Origin of the sequence: Alloalcanivorax sp. C16-1 (genome assembly GCF_046507805.1) — a bacterium.
In the GTDB taxonomy this organism is placed as follows: Bacteria; Pseudomonadota; Gammaproteobacteria; order Pseudomonadales; family Alcanivoracaceae; genus Alloalcanivorax.
Genome location: NZ_JBKFTK010000001.1, coordinates 459,120 through 478,566 on the forward strand (window position 1 = coordinate 459,120; position 19,447 = coordinate 478,566).

The following is a 19,447-nucleotide window of genomic DNA, read 5'->3' on the forward strand; positions in this document are numbered from 1 at the left end:
GCGCGTCAGGGGAGCATTGGGAGACCCTTTGCTGTTACTCTACTTCCGTCTTTTTTAGCCGCTTGTCGCGACGGGCCACGGGCTACGTCGGGGGATGGAACACACCTTGAAGGACGAATCGCAACGGATCAGCGTTTTGCCCAGCGGCAGCGATCTGCGCCTGCCCTGGCACCTGCGCCTGCCCGGTCCGCTGGAGCGGGATTTCGCCGAGTTCTTCCGCAACAGCGTCGCCACCGTGGCGCCCTGGGCGGCGCTCAACGTGATACTGCTGCTGGTGCTGGCCCTGGCTCTGGAGCTCTACATCTCGCCGGAAGTGGCGGCCCGCACCTGGCGGCCGCGACTGCTGTGCGCGATGCTGGCGGTGGCCACCATCCTGGTGGCGCGCCGGGCCGAATGGCGGCGCTGGCTGCATACCGTGAGCCTGGCCCTGGCCTTCGCGGTGGCCCTCACCGGCGACTGGATGGGCGTGGCGGTGAACCACCCTCTCGGGTTCAGCCTGTTCCTGCAGACCCCGCTGGCGATCCTGCTGATGTCGGTGCTGCTGCGGGTGCCGTTCTACTGGGCGGTGGCCGGCAGCGTGGCGCTGATCGGGGCGCTGGCCGCCAGCCTGCGCACCAGCCAGCACATCGGCCTGGAACTGTCGCTGGTGTTGCTGCTGCTGTCCCTGGCCAGCGCCAGCATGAGCCTGTTCGGGCAGTACATTTACGAGCGCCTGCTGCGGCAGCATTTTCTGTCCGAGAACGTGCTGTTCCAGCACCGCGACGAACTGCACTCCGCCAACCGGGTGCTGGAGAGCCAGGCCACCGTGGACGGCCTGACCGGCTGCCTGAACCGGCGCGGCATGGAGGGCCGGCTGGACGAGCTGCTGCACGGCTTCGGCCGTGGTGGCGCCGGTGAACGCGCCTCGGTGCTGCTGTTCGATATCGATTTCTTCAAGCAATACAACGACACCTACGGGCACCAGGCCGGCGACGAATGCCTGAAGACGGTGGCCTCGATCCCGCGCGCCCTGACCCAGGGCGACAAGGACTTCGTGGCCCGCTACGGCGGTGAGGAGTTCATGGTGGTGCTGGCCAACACCAGCCTCAAGGATGCCCTGGTGTTCGCCGAGCGCATGCGTACCCGCATCGAGCAGCTGGGCCTGCCGCACAGCGGCTCGCGGGTCAGCCAGGTGGTCACCATCAGCGTCGGGGTGGTGTGCGCCGGGGAGCGCGCCGCCGACGCCACCACCCTGATCAAATGCGCCGACGAAGCGCTCTATCAGGCCAAGGGCGCCGGCCGCAACCGGGTCGCCTACATGAGCGATCAGGGCCGGGTGGCGACGCTCTAGCCCCCGGCCTCCGCGTCACCGCCTTCCATCCATAACGGCTCGGGCACGCCAAACGCCAGTTCGGTCAGGAAGTACAGCAACGCCAGCACCGGCAGGGCGGCGCCGATCCAGCCGGTCAGGCTCCAGCCACCGTGGGCCTGGGACCAGCCGCCCAGGGCCGAACCGATCGCCCCGCCGGTAAAGAAAGTGGCCATGTACAAGCCGTTGAGCCGGCCCCGGTAGTTGTCCCCCAGGCTGTAGATGGCGCGCTGCCCCAGCACCACGTTGGCGGAGACGCCGAAATCCAGCACCACCGCCGCCACCACCAGCAGCGCCACCGCCAGCGCCGTGCCTGGCTCGGCGATCAAGGTGAGCAGAAAGGCGCCGCTGGCAATCAGCATCGCCATCACCGTGGCCGGCCGGGTCAGCCCGCGGTCGGCGAGCCGGCCGGCGATGGGCGCGGCCACCGCCCCGGCCACGCCGGCCAGACCGAACAGGGCGATATCACCTTGGGAAAACCCGTACACCGGGCTGGCCAGCAGCAGCGGCACCGCTGTCCAGAACACGCTGAAGGCGCCGAACAGGAAGGCCTGATAGAGGGCCCGCCGGCGCAGGATCGGCGTGGTCCGGACCAGCCGGCCCATGGACAACAGCAAGGCGCCGTAGCCCAGCGCCGCCGTGGGGTGCCGCTGTGGCATCACCCGCGTCAGCACCAGGCTCAGCACCACCATCAGCAGCGAGGACAGCACGAACACCGACTGCCAGCCAAACACCTCGGTGAGCGCGCTGGCCACCGGCCGCGCCAGCATGATGCCCAGCATCAGACCGCTCATCACCGTGCCCACCACCTGGCCCCGGCGCGCCGGCGACGCCAGGTGGGCGGCGTAGGGCAACAGAATCTGCACCGCCACCGAGCCGAAACCGACGAACAGGGCGGCGGTCAGGAACTGGGTGCCCTGGCGGGCGAACAGCGCGGCCACCAGCGCCACCGCGGCGAGCAGGATCACCGAGATCACCAGGCGGCGGTTCTCGATCAGGTCCCCCAGCGGCACGATCAGCAGCAGGCCCACGCCATAGCCCACCTGGGTCATGGTCACGATCAGGCCGGCGGCGGCCGGCGACAGAGACAGGGATTCGGCGATCGGGCCCACCAGGGGCTGGGTGTAGTAAATATTGGCGACGATCAGACCGCAGGCGGTGGCCAGCATCCATACCAGCCACGCCGGCATGGTCGCCGTTTCAGCGTTTGATGACATTTCGGATCCGTTAACGGAAAGGCGCGGGATCGACCACATCCAGTTGTTCCGGGTCCAGGGCGACACGGGCGTAGTCACGCCACACCCCGGCATCGAGGAACAGCCGATAGAGGTCGGGATCAAGGTGGCGATTGTCGCGCATGCTCCGCATGATGCCCAGCGCCTCGGAAATTTTCAGAGGAATTTTGTAGGGGCGTTCACGGGCGGTGAGGGCCTCGAACACATCGGCGATGGCCATGATGCGCGCCGGAATCGACATCTGCTCGCGGGTCAGCCCACGGGGGAAGCCGCTGCCGTCCATGCGTTCGTGATGGCCGCCGGCGTACTCCGGCACCCGCCGCAGATTGCGCGGGAACGGCAGCGACTCCAGCATCTCCAGGGTTACGTCCATATGCCCGTTGATGATCTCCCGCTCCCGGTCGGTGAGGGTGCCCCGGGTGATGCACAGGTTGTCCACCTCGTCCTCGGTGAGCAGCGGCCGCGTCTGGCCGTGGGCGTCGGTCCAGGGCCGTTCGGCGATGCCGCGCACCCGCGCCTTGTCGTCGGCGGCCATGGCCTCGCCGCCCTTGTTGATGCGCTCCAGGAACGCCAGGTCGGATTCCAGGGCGGCGATATCCGCCTCCAGGCGGCGCCGGTGCTCCGGCTCCCGGGCCGGGTCGCTGAGCGACTCCCGTTCATAGCGCCGCTCAATGTCGGCGCGCAGCGCCGAGAAACGCGCCGCCACCAGTTCGATACGGTCGTGCAGGCCGTGCAGCTTGGTGGCCTTGTCGAGCACCGAATCGGGGATCGCCAGCTTGCCGCAATCGTGCAGCCAGGCCGCCACCCGCAGCTCGTACCACTCGTCCTCGTCGAGCTGGAAGTCCGCGAAGGTACCGCCGTCGTCGCAGGCGGCGCGGGCCAGCAATTCGGTCAGAAGAGGCACCCGTTCGCAGTGCGCGCTGGTGTGCGAGCTTTTGGCGTCGATGGCGCGGGCGAACACCCGCACGAAGGCGTCCAGCAGGTCCTTCAGTTCCTGCACCAGCAGCAGATTATTGAGGGCGATGCCGGCGTAGCCACCGAGCGCCCCGAGCAGCGCGCGGGTGCGCGTCGGGAACGGGCCCGGCCCGCTTTCGCCCCGGGCGTTGACCAGCTGCAGCACGCCCACCACCCGGCCCTCGTGGTTGGTCAGCGGCACCAGTAACAGGGACACCACCCGGGTCACCAGACCGGGCACCAGCCGCGCCCGGTCGTTATCGGACAACGCCGCCGGATCGGCCAGATGCAGCATGTCCCCGCCGTGCACCACCCGCGCCGCCGGATGGTCACGGTGGGCGTCGTCCAGCGGCAGGCGCGGCTGATCCGGACCGGGCCCGACGCTGCCGGTCTCGCCGGCGGTGGCCTGGCGGGCGCACTCCAGCCAATCTTCCTGGTTGTCGTCCCGTCGCAGCCAGAGCACGCCGGCCTCGGCGCGGGCCAGCTCCAGAGCCTCCTCCAGAACGGTACGGGTGAGCGGCGCCAGATCGCTCTGCGCGTTGATCTGACGGGCCACCCGCAACAGCGGCGGCAACCGGGTGCCGGGCACCCGTTCCAGCTTGCTCATCGCGTCGATTCCTTGGACGTTGGCGCCAAGCATAGGCACAGGCGGTCGTAACGGTAAAGCATGCTCGCTTGAACGGCGGGGAGCGATTGCCTACCATTCTCCGGTTCTGCAACCCTCAGCCTCGGATCCCATTTCATTCATGAGCGCGCAATACCGACTGCCCGATGGGGCAACCCTGGAGTTTGATCAGCCGGCCTCCGCCCTGGAGATCGCCGAGCGGATCAGCAAAAAACTCGCCAAGCAGGCGCTGGCCGTGAAGGCCGACGGGCGCCTCACGGACGTCTATCTGCCGCTCACCGACGGGACCGAAGTGGAAATCATCACCCGGGACCATGAAGACGCCCTGGAGCTGATTCGCCATGACGCCGCCCACGTGATGGCGGAGGCGGTCCAGGAGCTGTTTCCCGACACCCAGGTGACCATCGGCCCGACCATCGAGAACGGCTTTTATTACGACTTCCACCGGGAGGCCCCGTTCACGCCGGAAGACCTGCAGGCCATCGAGAAGCGCATGCAGGAGATCGTACGGCGTAACGAGGACATCCGCCGGGAGGTCTGGGACCGGGACGAGGCGGTCCGCTTCTTCCTGGACAAGGGCGAGGACTTCAAGGCGGAGATCATCCGTGAGCTGCCCGCCGACCAGGAAGTGTCCCTGTACCGCCAGGGCGACTTCATCGACCTGTGCCGGGGCCCCCACCTGCCCTCCACCAGCAAGCTCGGCGACGGCTTCAAGGTCATGAAGGTGGCCGGCGCCTACTGGCGCGGCAACGCCGACAACGCCCAGCTTCAGCGCGTCTACGGCACCGCCTGGCGGGACAAGAAGGAACTCAACGCCTACCTCAAGCAGCTTGAGGAGGCCGCCAAGCGCGACCACCGCAAGCTGGGCCGGGAAATGGACTTGTTCCACCAGCAGGAAGAGGCGCCGGGCATGGTGTTCTGGCACCCGCGCGGCTGGGCCATCTGGCAAAAGGTGGAGCAGTACGTGCGGCGGGTGTATCGCGACAGCGGTTACCAGGAAGTGCGCGGCCCGCAGATCATGGACGTCAGCCTGTGGAAGCGCTCCGGGCACTGGGACAATTATCAGGAAAACATGTTCTTCACCGAGTCCGAGAAGCGGACCTACGCGGTGAAGCCGATGAACTGCCCCGGCCACGTGCAGATTTACAACGCCGCCCTGCACAGCTACCGGGACCTGCCGATCCGCTACGCGGAATTCGGCGGCTGCCACCGCAACGAGCCGTCCGGCGCCCTGCACGGCATCATGCGGGTGCGCGCCTTCACCCAGGACGATGGCCACATCTTCTGCACCGAGGATCAGGTGGAAGGGGAAGTGACCGCCTTCCACAAGCAGGCCATGGCGGTCTACGCCGACTTCGGTTTTGAAAACATCTCAGTGAAACTGGCGCTGCGTCCGGAAAAGCGCATCGGTACCGATGAAGCCTGGGATAAGGCGGAAAGCGGGCTGCGGGCCGCCCTGCGTAATGCCGGCGTGGAATGGGAGGAGCTGCCCGGCGAGGGGGCCTTCTATGGCCCCAAGATCGAGTACCACCTCAAGGATTCCATCGGCCGCGCCTGGCAGATGGGCACCGTGCAGTTCGATCCGATGATGCCCGAGCGTCTCGACGCGGAATACGTGGACGAGCACTCCCAGCGGCAGCGGCCGATCATGCTGCACCGGGCCATCGTCGGCTCCATGGAGCGCTTTATCGGTATTCTGATCGAGCACCATGCCGGCCACCTGCCGCTGTGGCTGGCGCCGGTGCCGGTGGTGATCGCCACCATCACCAACGCCGCCGACGACTATGCCCACGTCGTCAAGCAGCAGCTGGAAGCCGCCGGCGTGACCGTGGAAATGGACCTGCGTAACGAAAAAATCGGCTATAAGGTGCGCGAGCACTCCCGCGCCAAGATTCCGGTGATCCTGGTGCTCGGCAAGCAGGAAGCCGAGGAACGCCAGGTGGCGATTCGCCGGCTCGGCTCCAAGGACACCGAGACCCTGGACCTGGACCAGGCGGTGGCCGATCTGGCCGCCGCCACCCGGTTGCCCATCTGACGGAGCCGCCCCCAGCCTTTGGAGGCACCATGTTCAAAGAGAACGAGCAGCAGGCGGAAGGGTTCAGCGTATTGCTGGGCGAGGCGCTGGACGATCTGGCGTTCAACGACGCCGGCCTGATTCCGGTGATCGCCCAGCAACACGACACCGGCGAGGTGCTGATGTTCGCCTGGATGAACCGGGAGGCCATCGAGGAAACCCTGCGTACCGGCCGGGTCTGTTATTACTCGCGCTCGCGGGGCACGCTGTGGCGCAAGGGGGAATCCTCCGGCCAGGTACAGACCCTGCGCGAACTGCGCGCGGATTGCGACGGCGACGTGCTGCTGGCGCGGGTGGACCAGACCGGCCCGGCCTGCCACACCGGGCGCCGTGATTGCTTCTACTGGAAGCTCGACGGCGACCGCGCCACCATCGACAAAACGCCGCTGATCGACCCGGCGGACCTTTATAAGTGACCGACCACGGACGAGCCGCCTGTTCCATGCTGACATTGCACAACACCCTCACCGGGCAGAAGGACGTTTTCCAACCGCTGGACCCAGAGCGCGTGACGCTCTATGTGTGCGGGCCCACGGTCTATAACTACGTCCACATCGGCAACGCCCGCCCGGTGGTGGTGTTCGACGTGCTCTATCGGCTGCTGGCGCGGCTGTATCCCAAGGTGGTTTACGCCCGCAACATCACCGACATCGACGACAAGATCATCAACGCCTGCGCCGACACCGGTGAATCCATGGCGGCGCTGACCAGCCGCTTCACCAGCGCCTTCCGCGAGGACATGGCCGCCCTGGGGGCGCTGGAGCCGTCGATCACGCCGCTGGCCACCGATCATATCGGCGACATGGTCGCCATGATCGAGACGCTGATCGCCAAGGGCCACGCCTACGAGTCCCAGGGCCACGTGCTGTTCGCGGTGGAATCCATGCCCGACTACGGCAAGCTCTCCGGGCGCAACCTGGAAGACATGCTGGCCGGCGCGCGGGTGGAAGTGGCGGACTACAAGCGCCACCCCGGCGACTTCGTGCTGTGGAAACCCAGCAGCGACGACCAGCCCGGCTGGGACTCGCCCTGGGGGCGCGGCCGCCCGGGCTGGCACATCGAGTGCTCGGCGATGATCCATCGCCACCTGGGCGATGTGATCGATATTCACGGCGGCGGCCAGGATCTGATTTTCCCGCACCACGAAAACGAGATCGCCCAGGGTTGCTGCGCGCATGGCACCGAATACGTGCGCTACTGGATGCACAACGGCTACATCAATATCGACGGCGAGAAGATGTCCAAATCCCTGGGCAACTTCCGGCTGGTGCGTGACCTGCTCCAGCACTACCCCGGCGAGGTGCTGCGCTTCGCCCTGCTGTCCAGCCACTACCGCTCGCCGCTGAACTTTTCCGTGGAGTTGCTGGAGCAGGCCCGCGGCAGCCTGGATTCGCTCTACTACGCCCTGCTGGGCCGGGGCCGCATCGTGCGCGCCGACCCGGACTACCGGCTGCCCGACGATCACCCGGTGGTCAGCGCCCTGCTCGACGACCTGAACACCGCCGAGGCGATCAGCGCCCTGCACGCGGTGGCCGCCCGCCTGAACAAGGCGGAGCCCGACGACAAACCGGCCCTGAAGGCGGAACTGCTGGCCGGCGCCGGCCTGCTCGGTCTGCTTGAGGCCGACCCCACCGGCTGGTTCCAGAACAAGCAGGGCGGCGGCGAGGACGAGTTGGACAACGCCACCATCGACGCCCTGGTTGAAGAGCGCAACCAGGCCAAGAAGGACCGGGATTTCGCCCGCGCCGACGACATCCGCGACCAGCTCAAGAACGCCGGCATCCAGCTCGAGGACACCCGCGAGGGCACCCGCTGGACCCGTGGCTGAGGTCGGCACCGGGAACGGAGGTGAGCCGGAGCGCGCGCTGGTTTTTGTTATAGTGTTCGGTTTATGATGGCCCGCTGAATTCACCTCCGTCTGCGGATGTCGCCGTGAAACCCGTTTTGCTTGCCGGTCTGCGGTTCTACCAACTGGTGCTCAGCCCCTGGGTGGGCAACCAGTGCCGCTTCTATCCGACCTGTTCGGAGTACGCCCGGCAGGCGGTGGAAACCCATGGCAGCCTGCGCGGCAGTGCCCTGGCGGCCAAGCGGCTGTGCAAATGCCACCCCTGGCATCCCGGCGGCTTCGACCCGGTCCCCGGCCGCGAGGCCGACCATGACTGAGCGCCGCCGGCACCATCATCTGCTGCTCGCCGCCCTGCTGCTGGTGGCGCAGACGGTACTGGCCTGGCACGCCCCCAGCCATATTTTCGACGGCCACCGGGACACGGTGGCGCAGCACGATTGCGAAGCGCTGCATGGCCACGGCATGGCCACGCCGCCCACCCTTTTCATCGCCCCCCCTGTCCACTGCCCACTGGTGACCGGAGCCGGCATCATCGTCGCCGCCCCCGACGTGACCCTGCCCCGGATTCACCCGGCCCGCGCTCCACCCGCTCTCTCCTGATACCGGCTTTTCCATAGTTGTTCCCATGACCGTGCCCGGTATAACGCCGGGAACGGCCGTGTCCGTATCCAGGAGATACCATGAAACGCGTAATTTTCCCCATGGCGGCCGCCACCCTGGCCGCCATGGGCGGGTCCGTGGCCGTTGCCCAACCCGCTGATTCCAACGACAACCGTCTCGACGCGGTGGAAGTGTCCGCCCTGCCCTTGGGCAGCGATGCCAACCTGACTCCCGCCTCCTACGACCTGCTCGAAGACGAACTGCTGTTCCAGCAGAGCGAAGCGACCCTGGGCGATACGCTCAATGGTCTGCCCGGCGTGCACGCCGACACCTTTGGCGGCGGCAGCAGCCGCCCGGTGATTCGCGGCCAGACCGCGCCCCGGGTCAGCGTGCTGTCCGACGGCGCTCAGCTGTTCGACATGTCCGCCATCTCACCGGACCACGCCACCACCGTGGAGCCCATGCTCAGCCGCAAGGTGGAAGTGCTGCGCGGTCCGTCCACGCTGCTGTACGGCGGCGGCGCCATCGGCGGCGTGGTCAACGTGCTCGACGACAAGATCCCCACCCGCATGCCCGACGGGCCGGTGCAAGGGTTCTTCGAGGGCCGTGGCAATACCGTGGCCGATGAGGGCGCCGCCGCCTTCGGGCTCACCACCCGTGCCGGCGACCACCTGGCCCTGCACGTGGAAGGCGCCCGCCGGGACGCCGACGACTACGAGATCAACGGCTTCACCGATAAGACCGTCGACGGCACCTGGGCGGAGAGCAATAACGGCAGCGTCGGTTTGTCCTGGATCGGCGACCGGGGCTACCTGGGCCTGGCCTACTCCTACCGGGGCGACCTGTACGGCCTGCCCGGCCACAGCCACGAGTTCGAGGGCTGCAGCGCCAATGGCTCCAGCCTGGAGTGCGCCGAGGAAGAGCACGACCACGAACACGGTGCGCACCAGGCGCCGTTCGTGGACCTGGACAGCCGCCGGGTGGATTTGCGCGGCGAATACCGGCAGCCGGTGGCCGGCATCGAGGCGGTGCGCCTGCGCGCCAGCCACACCGACTATCGCCACCATGAAATCGAGGAAGACGTGATCGGCACCACCTTCCGGCACCGGGGCGTAGACGCCCGGGTGGAAGCGGAGCACGCGCCGATCCTGGGCTGGCGGGGCACCTTCGGCACCCAGGTCACCGACGGCCGGATCGAGACCAGCGGCGAGGAAGCGGTGGTCCCGAAAACCGACACCCGCACGGCCGCGGTGTTCGCCGTGGAGCGCTATCGTTTCAACGAACGCTGGCAGCTGGAAGCGGGCGCCCGCTTCGAGCACCAGAAGCTGGACCCGGACGACGCCGACCGGCCGCTGCCGTCCTACAGCGAATCCGCCACCTCCCTGTCCACGGCGCTGACCTGGGCATTCCGGCCGGACTACAACGTATCCGTGTCGCTGGCCCGCTCCGAGCGGCTGCCCCAGGCCCAGGAGGTCTACGCGCGAGGCGTGCATCTGGCCACCAACACCTACGAGTGCGGCCTGCTCGCCGACAGCTTTACCTGTGGCGGTACCGCCAACGACGCCGGCCTGGAAACCGAAACGTCCTACAACGCCGGCATCAACCTGCGCAAGGTGAGCGGCGCCCTGACCTTCGACCTGGGTCTGTTCCACAACCGCGTGAACGACTACGTCTATGCCCGCACCCTGGACCAGATCGAGGAATTCCGACTGATCAAGTACAGCCAGGCGGACGTGGAATTCACCGGCGCCGAGGCCGAGGCCACCTACCAGTGGACCGAGCGTTTCTCCACCACCCTGTTCGGTGACACGGTACGCGGGGAGTTCAAGGACGGCGGCGACAGCCTGCCGCGCATCCCGGCCCACCGCCTGGGCGCCCGGGTGAACACCTTCTGGCGCGCGTTCGACGGCGAAGTCGAGTTCTACCGGGTGTTCGCCCAGGACGACATCGCCGCGTTCGAGACCCGCACCCCGGGCCACGACATGCTCAATGCCACGGTGAGCTACACCTTCACCGGCAAACCCCAATACAACGTCTTCCTGCGGGCCAGCAATCTGCTCGGCGAGGAAGTGTGGAACCACGCGTCCTTCCTGGCGCGCACGGTGCCGGAACCCGGTCGCAACCTGACCGCCGGCGTGCGCATGACCTTTTGACGCGATCCACTGAAAAACAAATTCGGAGACCACGATGAAACGCTATTTTTCTCCCACCGGCGCCGCCCTGCTGGCGGCCTCGGTGCTGCTTGCCGCCTGTAACAACGACACCGGCGGCACCGAGCTGCCCGGCGACGACCACGATCACGAGCATGAACACGGCGAAGCCGCCGGCCGGCTGGTGTTCACCCACGCCGACGGCGCCAACTCCCGGGTCTATGTGCACGACCTGGAAAGCGGCGAAACGATCAACGATTTCGCCCTGGTGCATCCGGCCACCGGCGTCTACACCAGCCCGGAAGGCCGCTATGCGGTGATCGTGCAGCGCGACAACGACCAGGTGGAATTCCTGGACAGCGGCATCCATCTGCACGGCGACCATGTGCACGAGGACGCGCCGGCCATGCTCGGCTTCACCCTGAACGGCGTGGCACCGACTCATTACCGCGCCAACGGTGAACACGCCGCCCTCTACTTTGACGGCGACAGCGGCACCGCGCAGCTGAGCCGCTTCCAGCTGTTCAGCGACGAGAGCCTCGCCGACGGCGGCGTGCTCGCCGCGCAAACCCTGGACACCGCCCACCACGGCGTGGCCGAGCCCTTGGACGGCCTGGTGCTGGCCAGCCATGCCGCCACCAGCGGCGGTTCCGCGGACGGCGTCACGGTGTTCGAACTGCACGGTGATCACTTCCACGCCGAAGGTGAACTGGCCACCGCCTGCCCGGGCCTGCACGGCGCTGCCACCCACGGCGTCTACAGTGTGTTCGGTTGCCAGGACGGCGTGCTGGTGGCGGAACTGCACGGCGACCATTTCCACGACGCCAAGGTGGCGGTGCCGGAGCGGATCGCCACGGTGCTGGGCCATCCGGACGTGGAAACGCTGATCGGTGTGTCCTACCCGGACGGCAACCTGTACGCCATCGACCCGGCGGCGGGCACCGCTACCGAGGTGGACTGGCGGGACGGCGCCGTGGACGGCGGCGGCAATCCGGTAACGCCGAAGGCCCAGGCGTTCGATGCCCACGGTGAGCATCTGCTGGTGCTGGACGGCGAGGGCGACCTGCACGTGCTGGAGACCACCGACTGGTCCCATCGCGCCGCCCTGGCCCTGCTCGGCACGGTTCCCAGCGCCGGCCCGGCGCCGACGCTGGCGGTGAGCGGCAGCGGTGACCAGGCGTTCGTCAGCGACCCGGCGGCCCGGGCCCTGCACATCGTCGATCTGGAAGCGCTGTCGGTGGACACCGTGGATCTGGACTTCGCCCCCACCGGGCTGGCCTGGACCGGCACCGTGGCGGCCCATGACCACGGCGGGGAAGACGGCGACCACGATCACGACCACGAACATTGAGGTCCGGCCCCGGCCGCTGGCCGGGGCATCCCGTTTCTCCTTCCCGCCGCGTCGCCATGGGCACCGCTTTTCACTACAATGAGGCTCGTCCTCAAAGCAGTGGAACTCGGAGTCTCCCATGAAACGATGGCTGTTGGCCGCTGGCCTTGCCCTGCCCTTTTCCGTTCTGTCCGCCCCGGTTCTGGCGGCGGGCTACGCCGGCCTGGATTACGTCAGCGCGGATATCAGTCCCGACCGCGGCGGCAGCGCCGATCCCTCCGCTCTGCAATTCAAGTTCGGCAGCTGGATCAATCGCAACGAAACCCTGGGCGGCGAGCTGCGCCTGGGCCTGGGCATCGGCGACGACAGCCTGGGCGGTGGCGTTGACGTGGAAATCGACCGCTACTACGGCGCCTATTTCCGTGGCCAGTTCCCCAATACCCTGCCGGTGCGCCCCTACGGCCTGATCGGCCTGACCCGCGTGGAAACCACCGTTGACTACCCCGACGGCGGCTCCAGCGGCGACAACTACAGCGGCCTGTCCCTGGGCCTGGGCGCCGACATCAGTCTCACCGACGTGGTGTTCCTGAGCGTGGAGTATCTGCGCGCGGTGGACAGCGGCGGCGATGAGATCAACAACATCGGCGTGGGTCTGAACGGCAGGTTCTAGGCCGGCAGCTGCAAGCCCAGAAAGCATGACGGCCCCTTCGGGGCCGTCATGCTGTTCGGAGGTGTTAAGCCTGTAGCTTGAAGCTTGAGGCTTGAAGCTCCCCGTCAGGGAATCGGCAGGTAGCCGCCGTCCACCTGCTTGGTGACGATCGCCACGGCGTTGTGGGCGTGCAGGCTTTCCAGGTGATTCACGCGCAGCCAGAAATCCTGATAGCACGGCTGCGGGTCCAGGGCCTGCTTGAGGCGCCGGGCGGCGTCCTCGCAGAACATCAGGTTCTGACCGTTGAGCTTGGCGAACTCCTGCTCGTCCACCCGCTTCACGGCGGTCTGCACCGGCGTCTTCAGAGCGCCCTCGATGGTGTCGATCAAGGCGGTGATCGGGAACGCCTCGTCACAACCGGCGTCCAGCAGCACCCGCACCTGGGCCACCGAGCGCTGGCTGTGCGGCGTGGCCATGATGCCTTCCTCGGTGCCCAGCCATTCGAACACCTTGTCCACGTCCACCTGGCTGTCCTTGCCGAAGTCCTCGCGGAACTGCTCCTGGATCAATTGCCGGGCCAGGGCCGCGGAGCAGGGGCAGGTGGAGGAGTACGGCACTTCCACGGCCAGCTCAATGCGCAGACCGTCCGGCGCCTTGGTGGCCTTGATGGTCACCGGGTAGCTCTTCCAGCCGGCGTAGCTGCTTTTCAGCGCCGGGCGGCGCATGGAGTATTCGAAATCGAACTGCACGAAGGCCTTGTCGCTAAGGCCGTCGTGGGTGTCCAGGAAGTTGTCCAGCAGCGTCTCGATGGAGTGAGCGCTCACCGAGTGGTCCCCGAACGTCTCCTCCAGCATCAGATACAGCCGGGACATGTGGATGCCCTTGGCGTCCGGGTTGGACAGGCTTACATAGGCCTGGATGGAGGTGCTCACCGGCCGTTCGCCGGCCAGGGTATCGCTGATCCGGGCGGGCAGATGTATCTCGCTCATGCCGACCCAGTCCAGGGTGCTGTGAAGATGGTCCACCATGGAATTGGTCGCCACATCGGGCATGGATTTGGTGGTGTCCGCACCACTATCGCGCTTCATGGGAATCTCCGTAGGGACGACGGCGGCGAATCATGACGCCGATCAGGTGAATGAAATGGCAACCTGATTGTCATCGCCCGATCACACAGGGAGGCGGATTGTAGCAGAATCACCCGCACAAATAGACCTTCCACCGGGCGGGCTTTGGCAATGGCGGCGACAGGCCCGGCCTATCAATCCGGACCTGCCCATAGCCGGGTAAACAGGGTGTCCCGGCCGCCTACAGCAGCGATTCCGGGTCGTCCTCCGGGCGCCCCACCACCTCCTGGAAACGCTCCAGATCGCGCAACGGCACGAACATTTCCTCCGCCCGGGCGTGACGCCGCAGGGCCTCGGAAATGCTCACCGCCTGCTGCAGGTCGCGCAGGGCATTGTCGTTCTCACCCAGGCCGGCCCAGGCGCAGGCGCGCTGGTAAAGGGCGTGGGCGTTGTCCTCGTCCACCTCCAGCACCCGGTCGCAGAGGCTCAGCGCCCAGCGCTGCTCGCCCAGCTCCAGGGCGGCGTCCGCTTTCCAGGCCAGCGCCTCCGGATCGTCCGGGCGCAGCTCCAGGATGCGATCGTAGAGCTCGATCTTCTCCTTGTAGCTGCCTTCCTTGGTGGCTTTCAGCCACAGGCTGTGGATCTCGTTGGTGCGCTCGATCTCTTCCTGGTTCTCGGCGATGGTGCGGGATTTCTGGCGCAGCTCCTGCTCCAGGTCCGCCAGCCGCGACTCGTATTCCACCGTCAGCCGGGACATTTCCTTCTCGGCGTAGACACGGATGTTGTCCTTCAGGTCGCGGATCGTGGACCAGCCCACCAGGGCCAGGATCGAGGCGGCGCCGGCAATCAGATAGAAGAAGTAGGTCACCGTGTTGGTGGCGTAGCCCATGGCCTTGTCCGCCACCTCCAGCTCCCGGTCGGTGACGATGCGGTTCATGTCGTTGCGGTACTCCATCATGTCCTGACGGATGGAGCGCAGCTCACCCAGGATCCAGTTCTCCCGGAACTGGGAGATCACCGGGCCCTTCTCGATCTCGCTCTCCGATTCCGGACGGGGGTCGGCGGGCTCCGACTGGGCCGCCGCCATGGCGCTCATGGTCAGCAACAGCACCCAGATTCCCGCCTTCAGGCAACGCTTGAACAAGACCGCTTCCTCTTTATTGCTGATTCGCCACGGCAACGGCCGTGGCCGGGAAAAACCGCGAGTATGGTGGCATTAAGACCCGCCCTCCGCCAGCCTGAACCGGGCAAAAGCGAACCGGAGCGCGCTTGACAGGCTTACCGCGATGCCATGTAGTGAGTTGATCCCGCATGCCAACACCAAGGAGTTTCATGAGAATCCCAAGACTCATGGGCGCCGCCGCGGCGCTCTTGCTGATGACGTTCAGCACCGGCGCCGCGGCGGAAACCTGGCGCCTCGGCCTGGAAGAGATCGAAGGCAGCGTCCAGCACCGCTACGCGGAACGCTTCAAGGCGCTGATCGAGAAACGCAGCGACGGTGACATCACCGTGCAGCTGCTGCCCTACGGTACCTGGGGCTCCACCTATACCGCCCTCTACGACGCGGTGCAGAGCGGCGCCATCCAGATGGCGTTCGGCTCCGGCGCCCTGGGCGGCACGGTGCCGGAAAGCCAGCTGCTCAACCTGAACTTCGTGATGCCCGCCGATGAGTGGCGCACCGCCCGGGTGCTCAACTCCGACGCCTTCCTGAAAAGCGACGCCTGGCAGCAGTCGTTCCGCCAGCGCGATCTGGTACCGCTGGCCGAGCTGCCCGAGGGTTACCAGGTATGGACCGCCAACCGGGCCATCCGCCAGCCGGCGGACATGAAGGGCCTGAAAATCCGCGTCATGGACAACAGCCTGCTGCGCGCCACCTATCAGGCCTACGGCGCGGCGCCCACCACCATCGCCTACGGCGAGCTGTACAGTGCCCTGCAGCAGGGACAGGCGGAGGCCAATATCCAGCCGGTGTTCGCCCACCAGGAAATGGGCTTCTACGAAGTGCAGCAGTACATGATCTTCGCCCGCCAGGCCCAGTTCGTGGCCACCCTGATGGGCAACGAGCAATGGTACGACGGCCTCTCCGAGGAACGCCGGGCGATGGTCGACAAGGTGGTCGGCAAACTGGTACGCGAAGGCCATGAGCTGCAGACCAGCTTTAATAAGAAGCGGCTCAAGGCGATCCGCAAGGCCAGCGACATCGAGATCATCGAGCTGAGCGACGCCCAGCGCCAGGCGTTCCGGGAACAGGTCCGGCCGGTGCGTCAGACCTACATCGACGAGGTGGGCGAGCGTGGCCAACAGGTCCTGGACACCCTGCTCGAGGCGTTCGACCAGGCCGGCGACAAGTCCTGATTCACCGGCCCGACCGTTCCATCAAAGGCTGCCCAAGGACGGCAGCCACAGGGAAATCTGCGGGTAGGCGATCAGAATCACCGTGGCCAGCATCAGGATCAGGATGAACGGCGGCGTGCCCCGGATCACCTCCAGATAGGGCCGGCGGAACACGGCGATGGCCGTGAAGATGTCGCAGCCGAACGGCGGCGTGGCCGAGCCGATGGCCGCCTGCAGGGTCACGATCACCCCCACATGGACCGGGTCCAGGCCGGCGGACTGCACCAGCGGCTTGAAGATCGGCACCAGGATCAGGATCACCACGATCGGGTCCACGAACATGCAGCCGATAAAGAACGCCACCGCGATCAGGGCCAGGGCGGCGGTCTGATTGTCGCCAATCGCCTCGATGGCCGGCCCGAGCACTTTTTCCGGAATACCGGCGGTGCCCAGGGTGTGCGAAAAGGCGGCGCCGATGGCCACCAGGATGAACACCACCGCGGTGATCATCCCCGAGGACAACGCCAGGCCGCCCAGATCACGGATACTGACCTTCCGGTAGATCACCACCTCCAGCACCAGGGCATAGGCCACCGCCACGGCGGAGGCCTCCACCGCACTGAAAAAGCCCAGGTAGATGCCCCCCACCACCAACACCGGAAAGCCCAGTGGCAGAATCGCGCCGCGCAGGGCCTTGAAGCGCTCCGCCCAGGTGGCCCGCGGCTCCGGTTCGATGCCCTGGACACGGGCGCCGAGCCAGCAATAGGCGGCGAACATCAGCAGAATCAGGATGCCGGGCAGAATGCCGGCCAGGAACAGATCGCCGATGGAGGTGCCCATCACCACGCCATAGACGATAAAGCCGATGCTGGGCGGAATCAGCAGGGCAATGTCGCTGGCGTTGATGATCAGCGCCAGGGCGAAGCTGTCCGAATAGCCCTTGGCCAGCAGGCGCGGGCGCATGGGCCCGCCCATGGCGACCACGGTGGCCTGGGTGGAACCGGACACCGCGCCGAACACGGCGCAGCCCGCCGCCGTGGTGATCGGCAGGCCGCCGCGCCAGTGGCGGCTGAACGAGTCCACCAGGTCGAGCAGCCGGTTGGCGGTGTGACCCTTGGTAAGGATGTCGGCGGCGAAGATGAACATCGGCACCGCCGCCAGCACCCAGCTGCCCACGCCGGTGATCATCCAGGTCACCGCCTGTTCGGGGCCGAAGAAAGTCAGCCCGGAGAACATCATGAACAGGGTGCCCACCGCCAGCGGCACCATCATCGGGTAACCGAGCAGCAGCAGGACCAGCATGATCAGAGCCAGAGCGATCAGCATGACGGCGCCCTCCGGCCCGGTCGCGGTTCAGACACGGTCATCGCCGGCCCCTCCCATTTCCCCGCCGTGCACCGGCGTATCCGAATAGGTTTCCTGTTCGTTGAACGAGCGCCAGATGCCCGGCGACAGGGCGTTGCGGGCCAGGGTCAGCAGGTACTGGATCCCGGCCAGGCCGAAGCCGGCGGGCAGCGCCAGGTAGACGATCCACATCGGCAGGCCCAGGGACGAGCTGACCCGGCCCCGGTCATGGATATCGACCACGTACTGACCGGACTTCCAGGCGAAGTAGAACATCAGCGCCGCCGTGCCGAGGCAGATCAGCATCAACAGGCCCTTGCGGGCGCGGCCCCTCAGCTGCTCGTAAAGCGCGGACATGCGAATGTGGCGGGCATGGCGGGCGGCGTAGCTGACGCCCACGAAAGTCATCACCACGATCAGCATTTCGGTGACTTCATAAGTGCCCGGAATACCCCGGTCGAACACCAGCTGCCCCACCACATGGACACTCATCAGCAGCGCCATCAACAGCACGGTGCCGCCGATGATCAGCCGCTCGACCACCCCGATGACACGATCAAACGCGGCCAGCGCGGTCAGCAGCCCTTTGAAGGCGTTATTCATCGATCTCTACCACCCCAGCGGAGAAAGTACTTTGACATCTAAATATTATATCTCTAAACTAGCCTACCATTATTCGCAAGGAATCGCTCGGCCATGCCGTTGGTCTCCAGCCGAAATTCAAATGTAAAACGTGTTTTTACATCAAAATGACGCTGACGCGACACGGTCACATTAGTTTGTTATCCAGAGAATTAACGACCATGGCCCGACACGACGAAGTGCTGATTGCTCTACGCCAAATCATCCGCGCCACGGACCTTTACTCGCGCAAGCTGAGCAAGGTCGCCGGCCTCACGGCGCCCCAATTGTTGATCCTGCAGGCGATTGCCTCGCGGGGCGAGATGACCATGGGGGACATCGCCACGGAGGTGTCGGTCAGCCAGGCCACCGTGACCACCATCCTTGATCGCCTCGAGAAGCGCGGCTTGATCGAGCGCAAAAGGGGTGAACGGGACAAACGGCGGGTCTATGCTTATTTGACCCCGTCCGGCCGCGACATCATGGAGCGCGCCCCGACGCCGCTTCAGGACGAGTTCATGGCCCGCTTCGAGCGGCTCGAGGACTGGGAGCAGTCGTTGATCCTCAGCTCGCTGCAGCGTGTCGCGGCGATGATGAACGCCGGCGACATCGACGCCTCGCCGGTGCTGGATCTGGGCGCCATCGACCGCATCCAGCCCAATGGCGACGGCCAGCGCCGGCGTCGCGACTCTTCACCCTATCAACCTGACCGGAAGTGAACCGAATGCCATCAGACGATCAAAAAGGGGCCTCGACCCCCGCCGACATCAAAAAAGAGATCATTCTGCGCAAGCCTGAAAGTCAGGACGGCCCACGCGTGCACAAGCTGATCGCCGAGTGCAAGCCGCTGGACGAAAACTCCGTGTACTGCAATCTGCTGCAGTGCACGCACTTCGCGGACACCTCCGTGGCGGCCGAGATGGACGGCGAACTGGTGGGTTTTATCTCCGGCTATATCCCGCCCAAGCAGCAGAACACCCTGTTCGTGTGGCAGGTGGCGGTGCACGCCAAGGCCCGCGGTCACGGTCTGGCGAAGCGCATGCTGGCCAACCTGATCGAGCGCGACGAGAGCCGGGACGTGCAATTCATCGACACCACCATCACCCCGGATAATGAAGCCTCCTGGGGTATGTTCCGCAGCTTCGCCTATGAGCGCCGGATGCCCACCGAGGAGTTCATCCTGTTCGACTCGCGCCTGCATTTCGCCGGGCAGCACAACGATGAGCACCTTCTGCGGATCGGCCCGTTCAACCGGGACGACGCCTGAACA

At 66.2% G+C, this 19,447-nt stretch carries 18 protein-coding genes; 12 read left to right on the forward strand and 6 right to left on the reverse strand.

Annotated features, from left to right (window positions below):
* The first annotated feature begins 106 nt into the window (after positions 1–106).
* Positions 107–1,330, forward strand: coding sequence for a GGDEF domain-containing protein (locus ACLD0W_RS02260; RefSeq protein ID WP_410305887.1), 1,224 nt, complete (start codon positions 107–109; stop codon positions 1,328–1,330).
* Here the strand turns inward: ACLD0W_RS02260 and ACLD0W_RS02265 are convergent.
* Together ACLD0W_RS02265 and ACLD0W_RS02270 are read right to left on the reverse strand one after the other, a co-directional pair.
* Positions 1,327–2,565: an MFS transporter gene (locus ACLD0W_RS02265; RefSeq protein WP_410305888.1), complete on the reverse strand. Its 1,239-nt coding sequence runs from the start codon at positions 2,563–2,565 to the stop codon at positions 1,327–1,329. The two genes, ACLD0W_RS02260 and ACLD0W_RS02265, sit on opposite strands and share 4 nt — an antisense overlap.
* A 10-nt stretch (positions 2,566–2,575) precedes the next feature.
* Positions 2,576–4,144, reverse strand: a complete 1,569-nt coding sequence (locus tag ACLD0W_RS02270) for an HD-GYP domain-containing protein (protein ID WP_410305889.1) — start codon at positions 4,142–4,144, stop codon at positions 2,576–2,578.
* 139 nt (positions 4,145–4,283) lie between these two features.
* On the opposite strand from ACLD0W_RS02270, the gene thrS reads away from it, so the two are divergent.
* From thrS to ACLD0W_RS02310, 8 genes are all read left to right on the forward strand, one after another.
* Entirely contained in the window at positions 4,284–6,197 is a 1,914-nt protein-coding gene (thrS, locus tag ACLD0W_RS02275; RefSeq protein WP_410305890.1) for a threonine--tRNA ligase, read from the forward strand.
* Positions 6,198–6,226: 29 nt separating this feature from the next.
* Positions 6,227–6,652, forward strand: a complete 426-nt coding sequence (hisI, locus tag ACLD0W_RS02280) for a phosphoribosyl-AMP cyclohydrolase (protein ID WP_410305891.1) — start codon at positions 6,227–6,229, stop codon at positions 6,650–6,652.
* Between the two features lie 26 nt (positions 6,653–6,678).
* Positions 6,679–8,064: a cysteine--tRNA ligase gene (gene cysS, locus ACLD0W_RS02285; protein ID WP_410305892.1), complete on the forward strand. Its 1,386-nt coding sequence runs from the start codon at positions 6,679–6,681 to the stop codon at positions 8,062–8,064.
* 104 nt (positions 8,065–8,168) lie between these two features.
* On the forward strand, positions 8,169–8,399 hold the full coding sequence (gene yidD / locus ACLD0W_RS02290) for a membrane protein insertion efficiency factor YidD (RefSeq protein WP_138772544.1): 231 nt from the start codon (positions 8,169–8,171) through the stop codon (positions 8,397–8,399).
* Complete coding sequence (locus ACLD0W_RS02295; protein ID WP_410305893.1) at positions 8,392–8,682, forward strand: hypothetical protein; 291 nt, start codon at positions 8,392–8,394, stop codon at positions 8,680–8,682. The genes yidD and ACLD0W_RS02295 overlap by 8 nt, the downstream gene beginning before the upstream one ends.
* 80 nt (positions 8,683–8,762) lie before the next feature.
* A complete protein-coding gene (locus ACLD0W_RS02300; protein ID WP_410305894.1) occupies positions 8,763–10,835 on the forward strand; it encodes a TonB-dependent receptor domain-containing protein in 2,073 nt (690 codons plus the stop codon).
* Between the two features lie 34 nt (positions 10,836–10,869).
* Entirely contained in the window at positions 10,870–12,183 is a 1,314-nt protein-coding gene (locus tag ACLD0W_RS02305) for a hypothetical protein (protein WP_410305895.1), read from the forward strand.
* 118 nt (positions 12,184–12,301) lie between these two features.
* Complete coding sequence (locus ACLD0W_RS02310; RefSeq protein ID WP_410305896.1) at positions 12,302–12,832, forward strand: outer membrane beta-barrel protein; 531 nt, start codon at positions 12,302–12,304, stop codon at positions 12,830–12,832.
* A 104-nt stretch (positions 12,833–12,936) separates the two neighbouring features.
* Here the strand turns inward: ACLD0W_RS02310 and folE2 are convergent, their stop codons facing one another.
* Positions 12,937–13,899, reverse strand: coding sequence for a GTP cyclohydrolase FolE2 (gene folE2, locus ACLD0W_RS02315; RefSeq protein WP_204430200.1), 963 nt, complete (start codon positions 13,897–13,899; stop codon positions 12,937–12,939).
* 220 nt (positions 13,900–14,119) lie between these two features.
* On the reverse strand, positions 14,120–15,022 hold the full coding sequence (locus tag ACLD0W_RS02320) for a tetratricopeptide repeat protein (RefSeq protein WP_410305897.1): 903 nt from the start codon (positions 15,020–15,022) through the stop codon (positions 14,120–14,122).
* 188 nt (positions 15,023–15,210) lie between these two features.
* Between ACLD0W_RS02320 and dctP the strand changes: the two genes are divergently transcribed.
* A complete protein-coding gene (dctP, locus tag ACLD0W_RS02325) occupies positions 15,211–16,233 on the forward strand; it encodes a TRAP transporter substrate-binding protein DctP (protein WP_410305898.1) in 1,023 nt (340 codons plus the stop codon).
* A 21-nt stretch (positions 16,234–16,254) separates the two neighbouring features.
* Here the strand turns inward: dctP and ACLD0W_RS02330 are convergent, their stop codons facing one another.
* Together ACLD0W_RS02330 and ACLD0W_RS02335 are read right to left on the reverse strand one after the other, a co-directional pair.
* Entirely contained in the window at positions 16,255–17,538 is a 1,284-nt protein-coding gene (locus tag ACLD0W_RS02330) for a TRAP transporter large permease (RefSeq protein ID WP_410305899.1), read from the reverse strand.
* 27 nt (positions 17,539–17,565) lie between these two features.
* A complete protein-coding gene (locus tag ACLD0W_RS02335; protein WP_410305900.1) occupies positions 17,566–18,159 on the reverse strand; it encodes a TRAP transporter small permease in 594 nt (197 codons plus the stop codon).
* 200 nt (positions 18,160–18,359) lie between these two features.
* Here ACLD0W_RS02335 and ACLD0W_RS02340 point away from each other — a divergent pair, with 200 nt between their 5' ends.
* Together ACLD0W_RS02340 and ectA are read left to right on the forward strand one after the other, a co-directional pair.
* On the forward strand, positions 18,360–18,896 hold the full coding sequence (locus ACLD0W_RS02340; protein ID WP_410305901.1) for a MarR family winged helix-turn-helix transcriptional regulator: 537 nt from the start codon (positions 18,360–18,362) through the stop codon (positions 18,894–18,896).
* Between the two features lie 5 nt (positions 18,897–18,901).
* On the forward strand, positions 18,902–19,444 hold the full coding sequence (gene ectA, locus ACLD0W_RS02345) for a diaminobutyrate acetyltransferase (RefSeq protein ID WP_410305902.1): 543 nt from the start codon (positions 18,902–18,904) through the stop codon (positions 19,442–19,444).
* Positions 19,445–19,447: the final 3 nt, after the last annotated feature.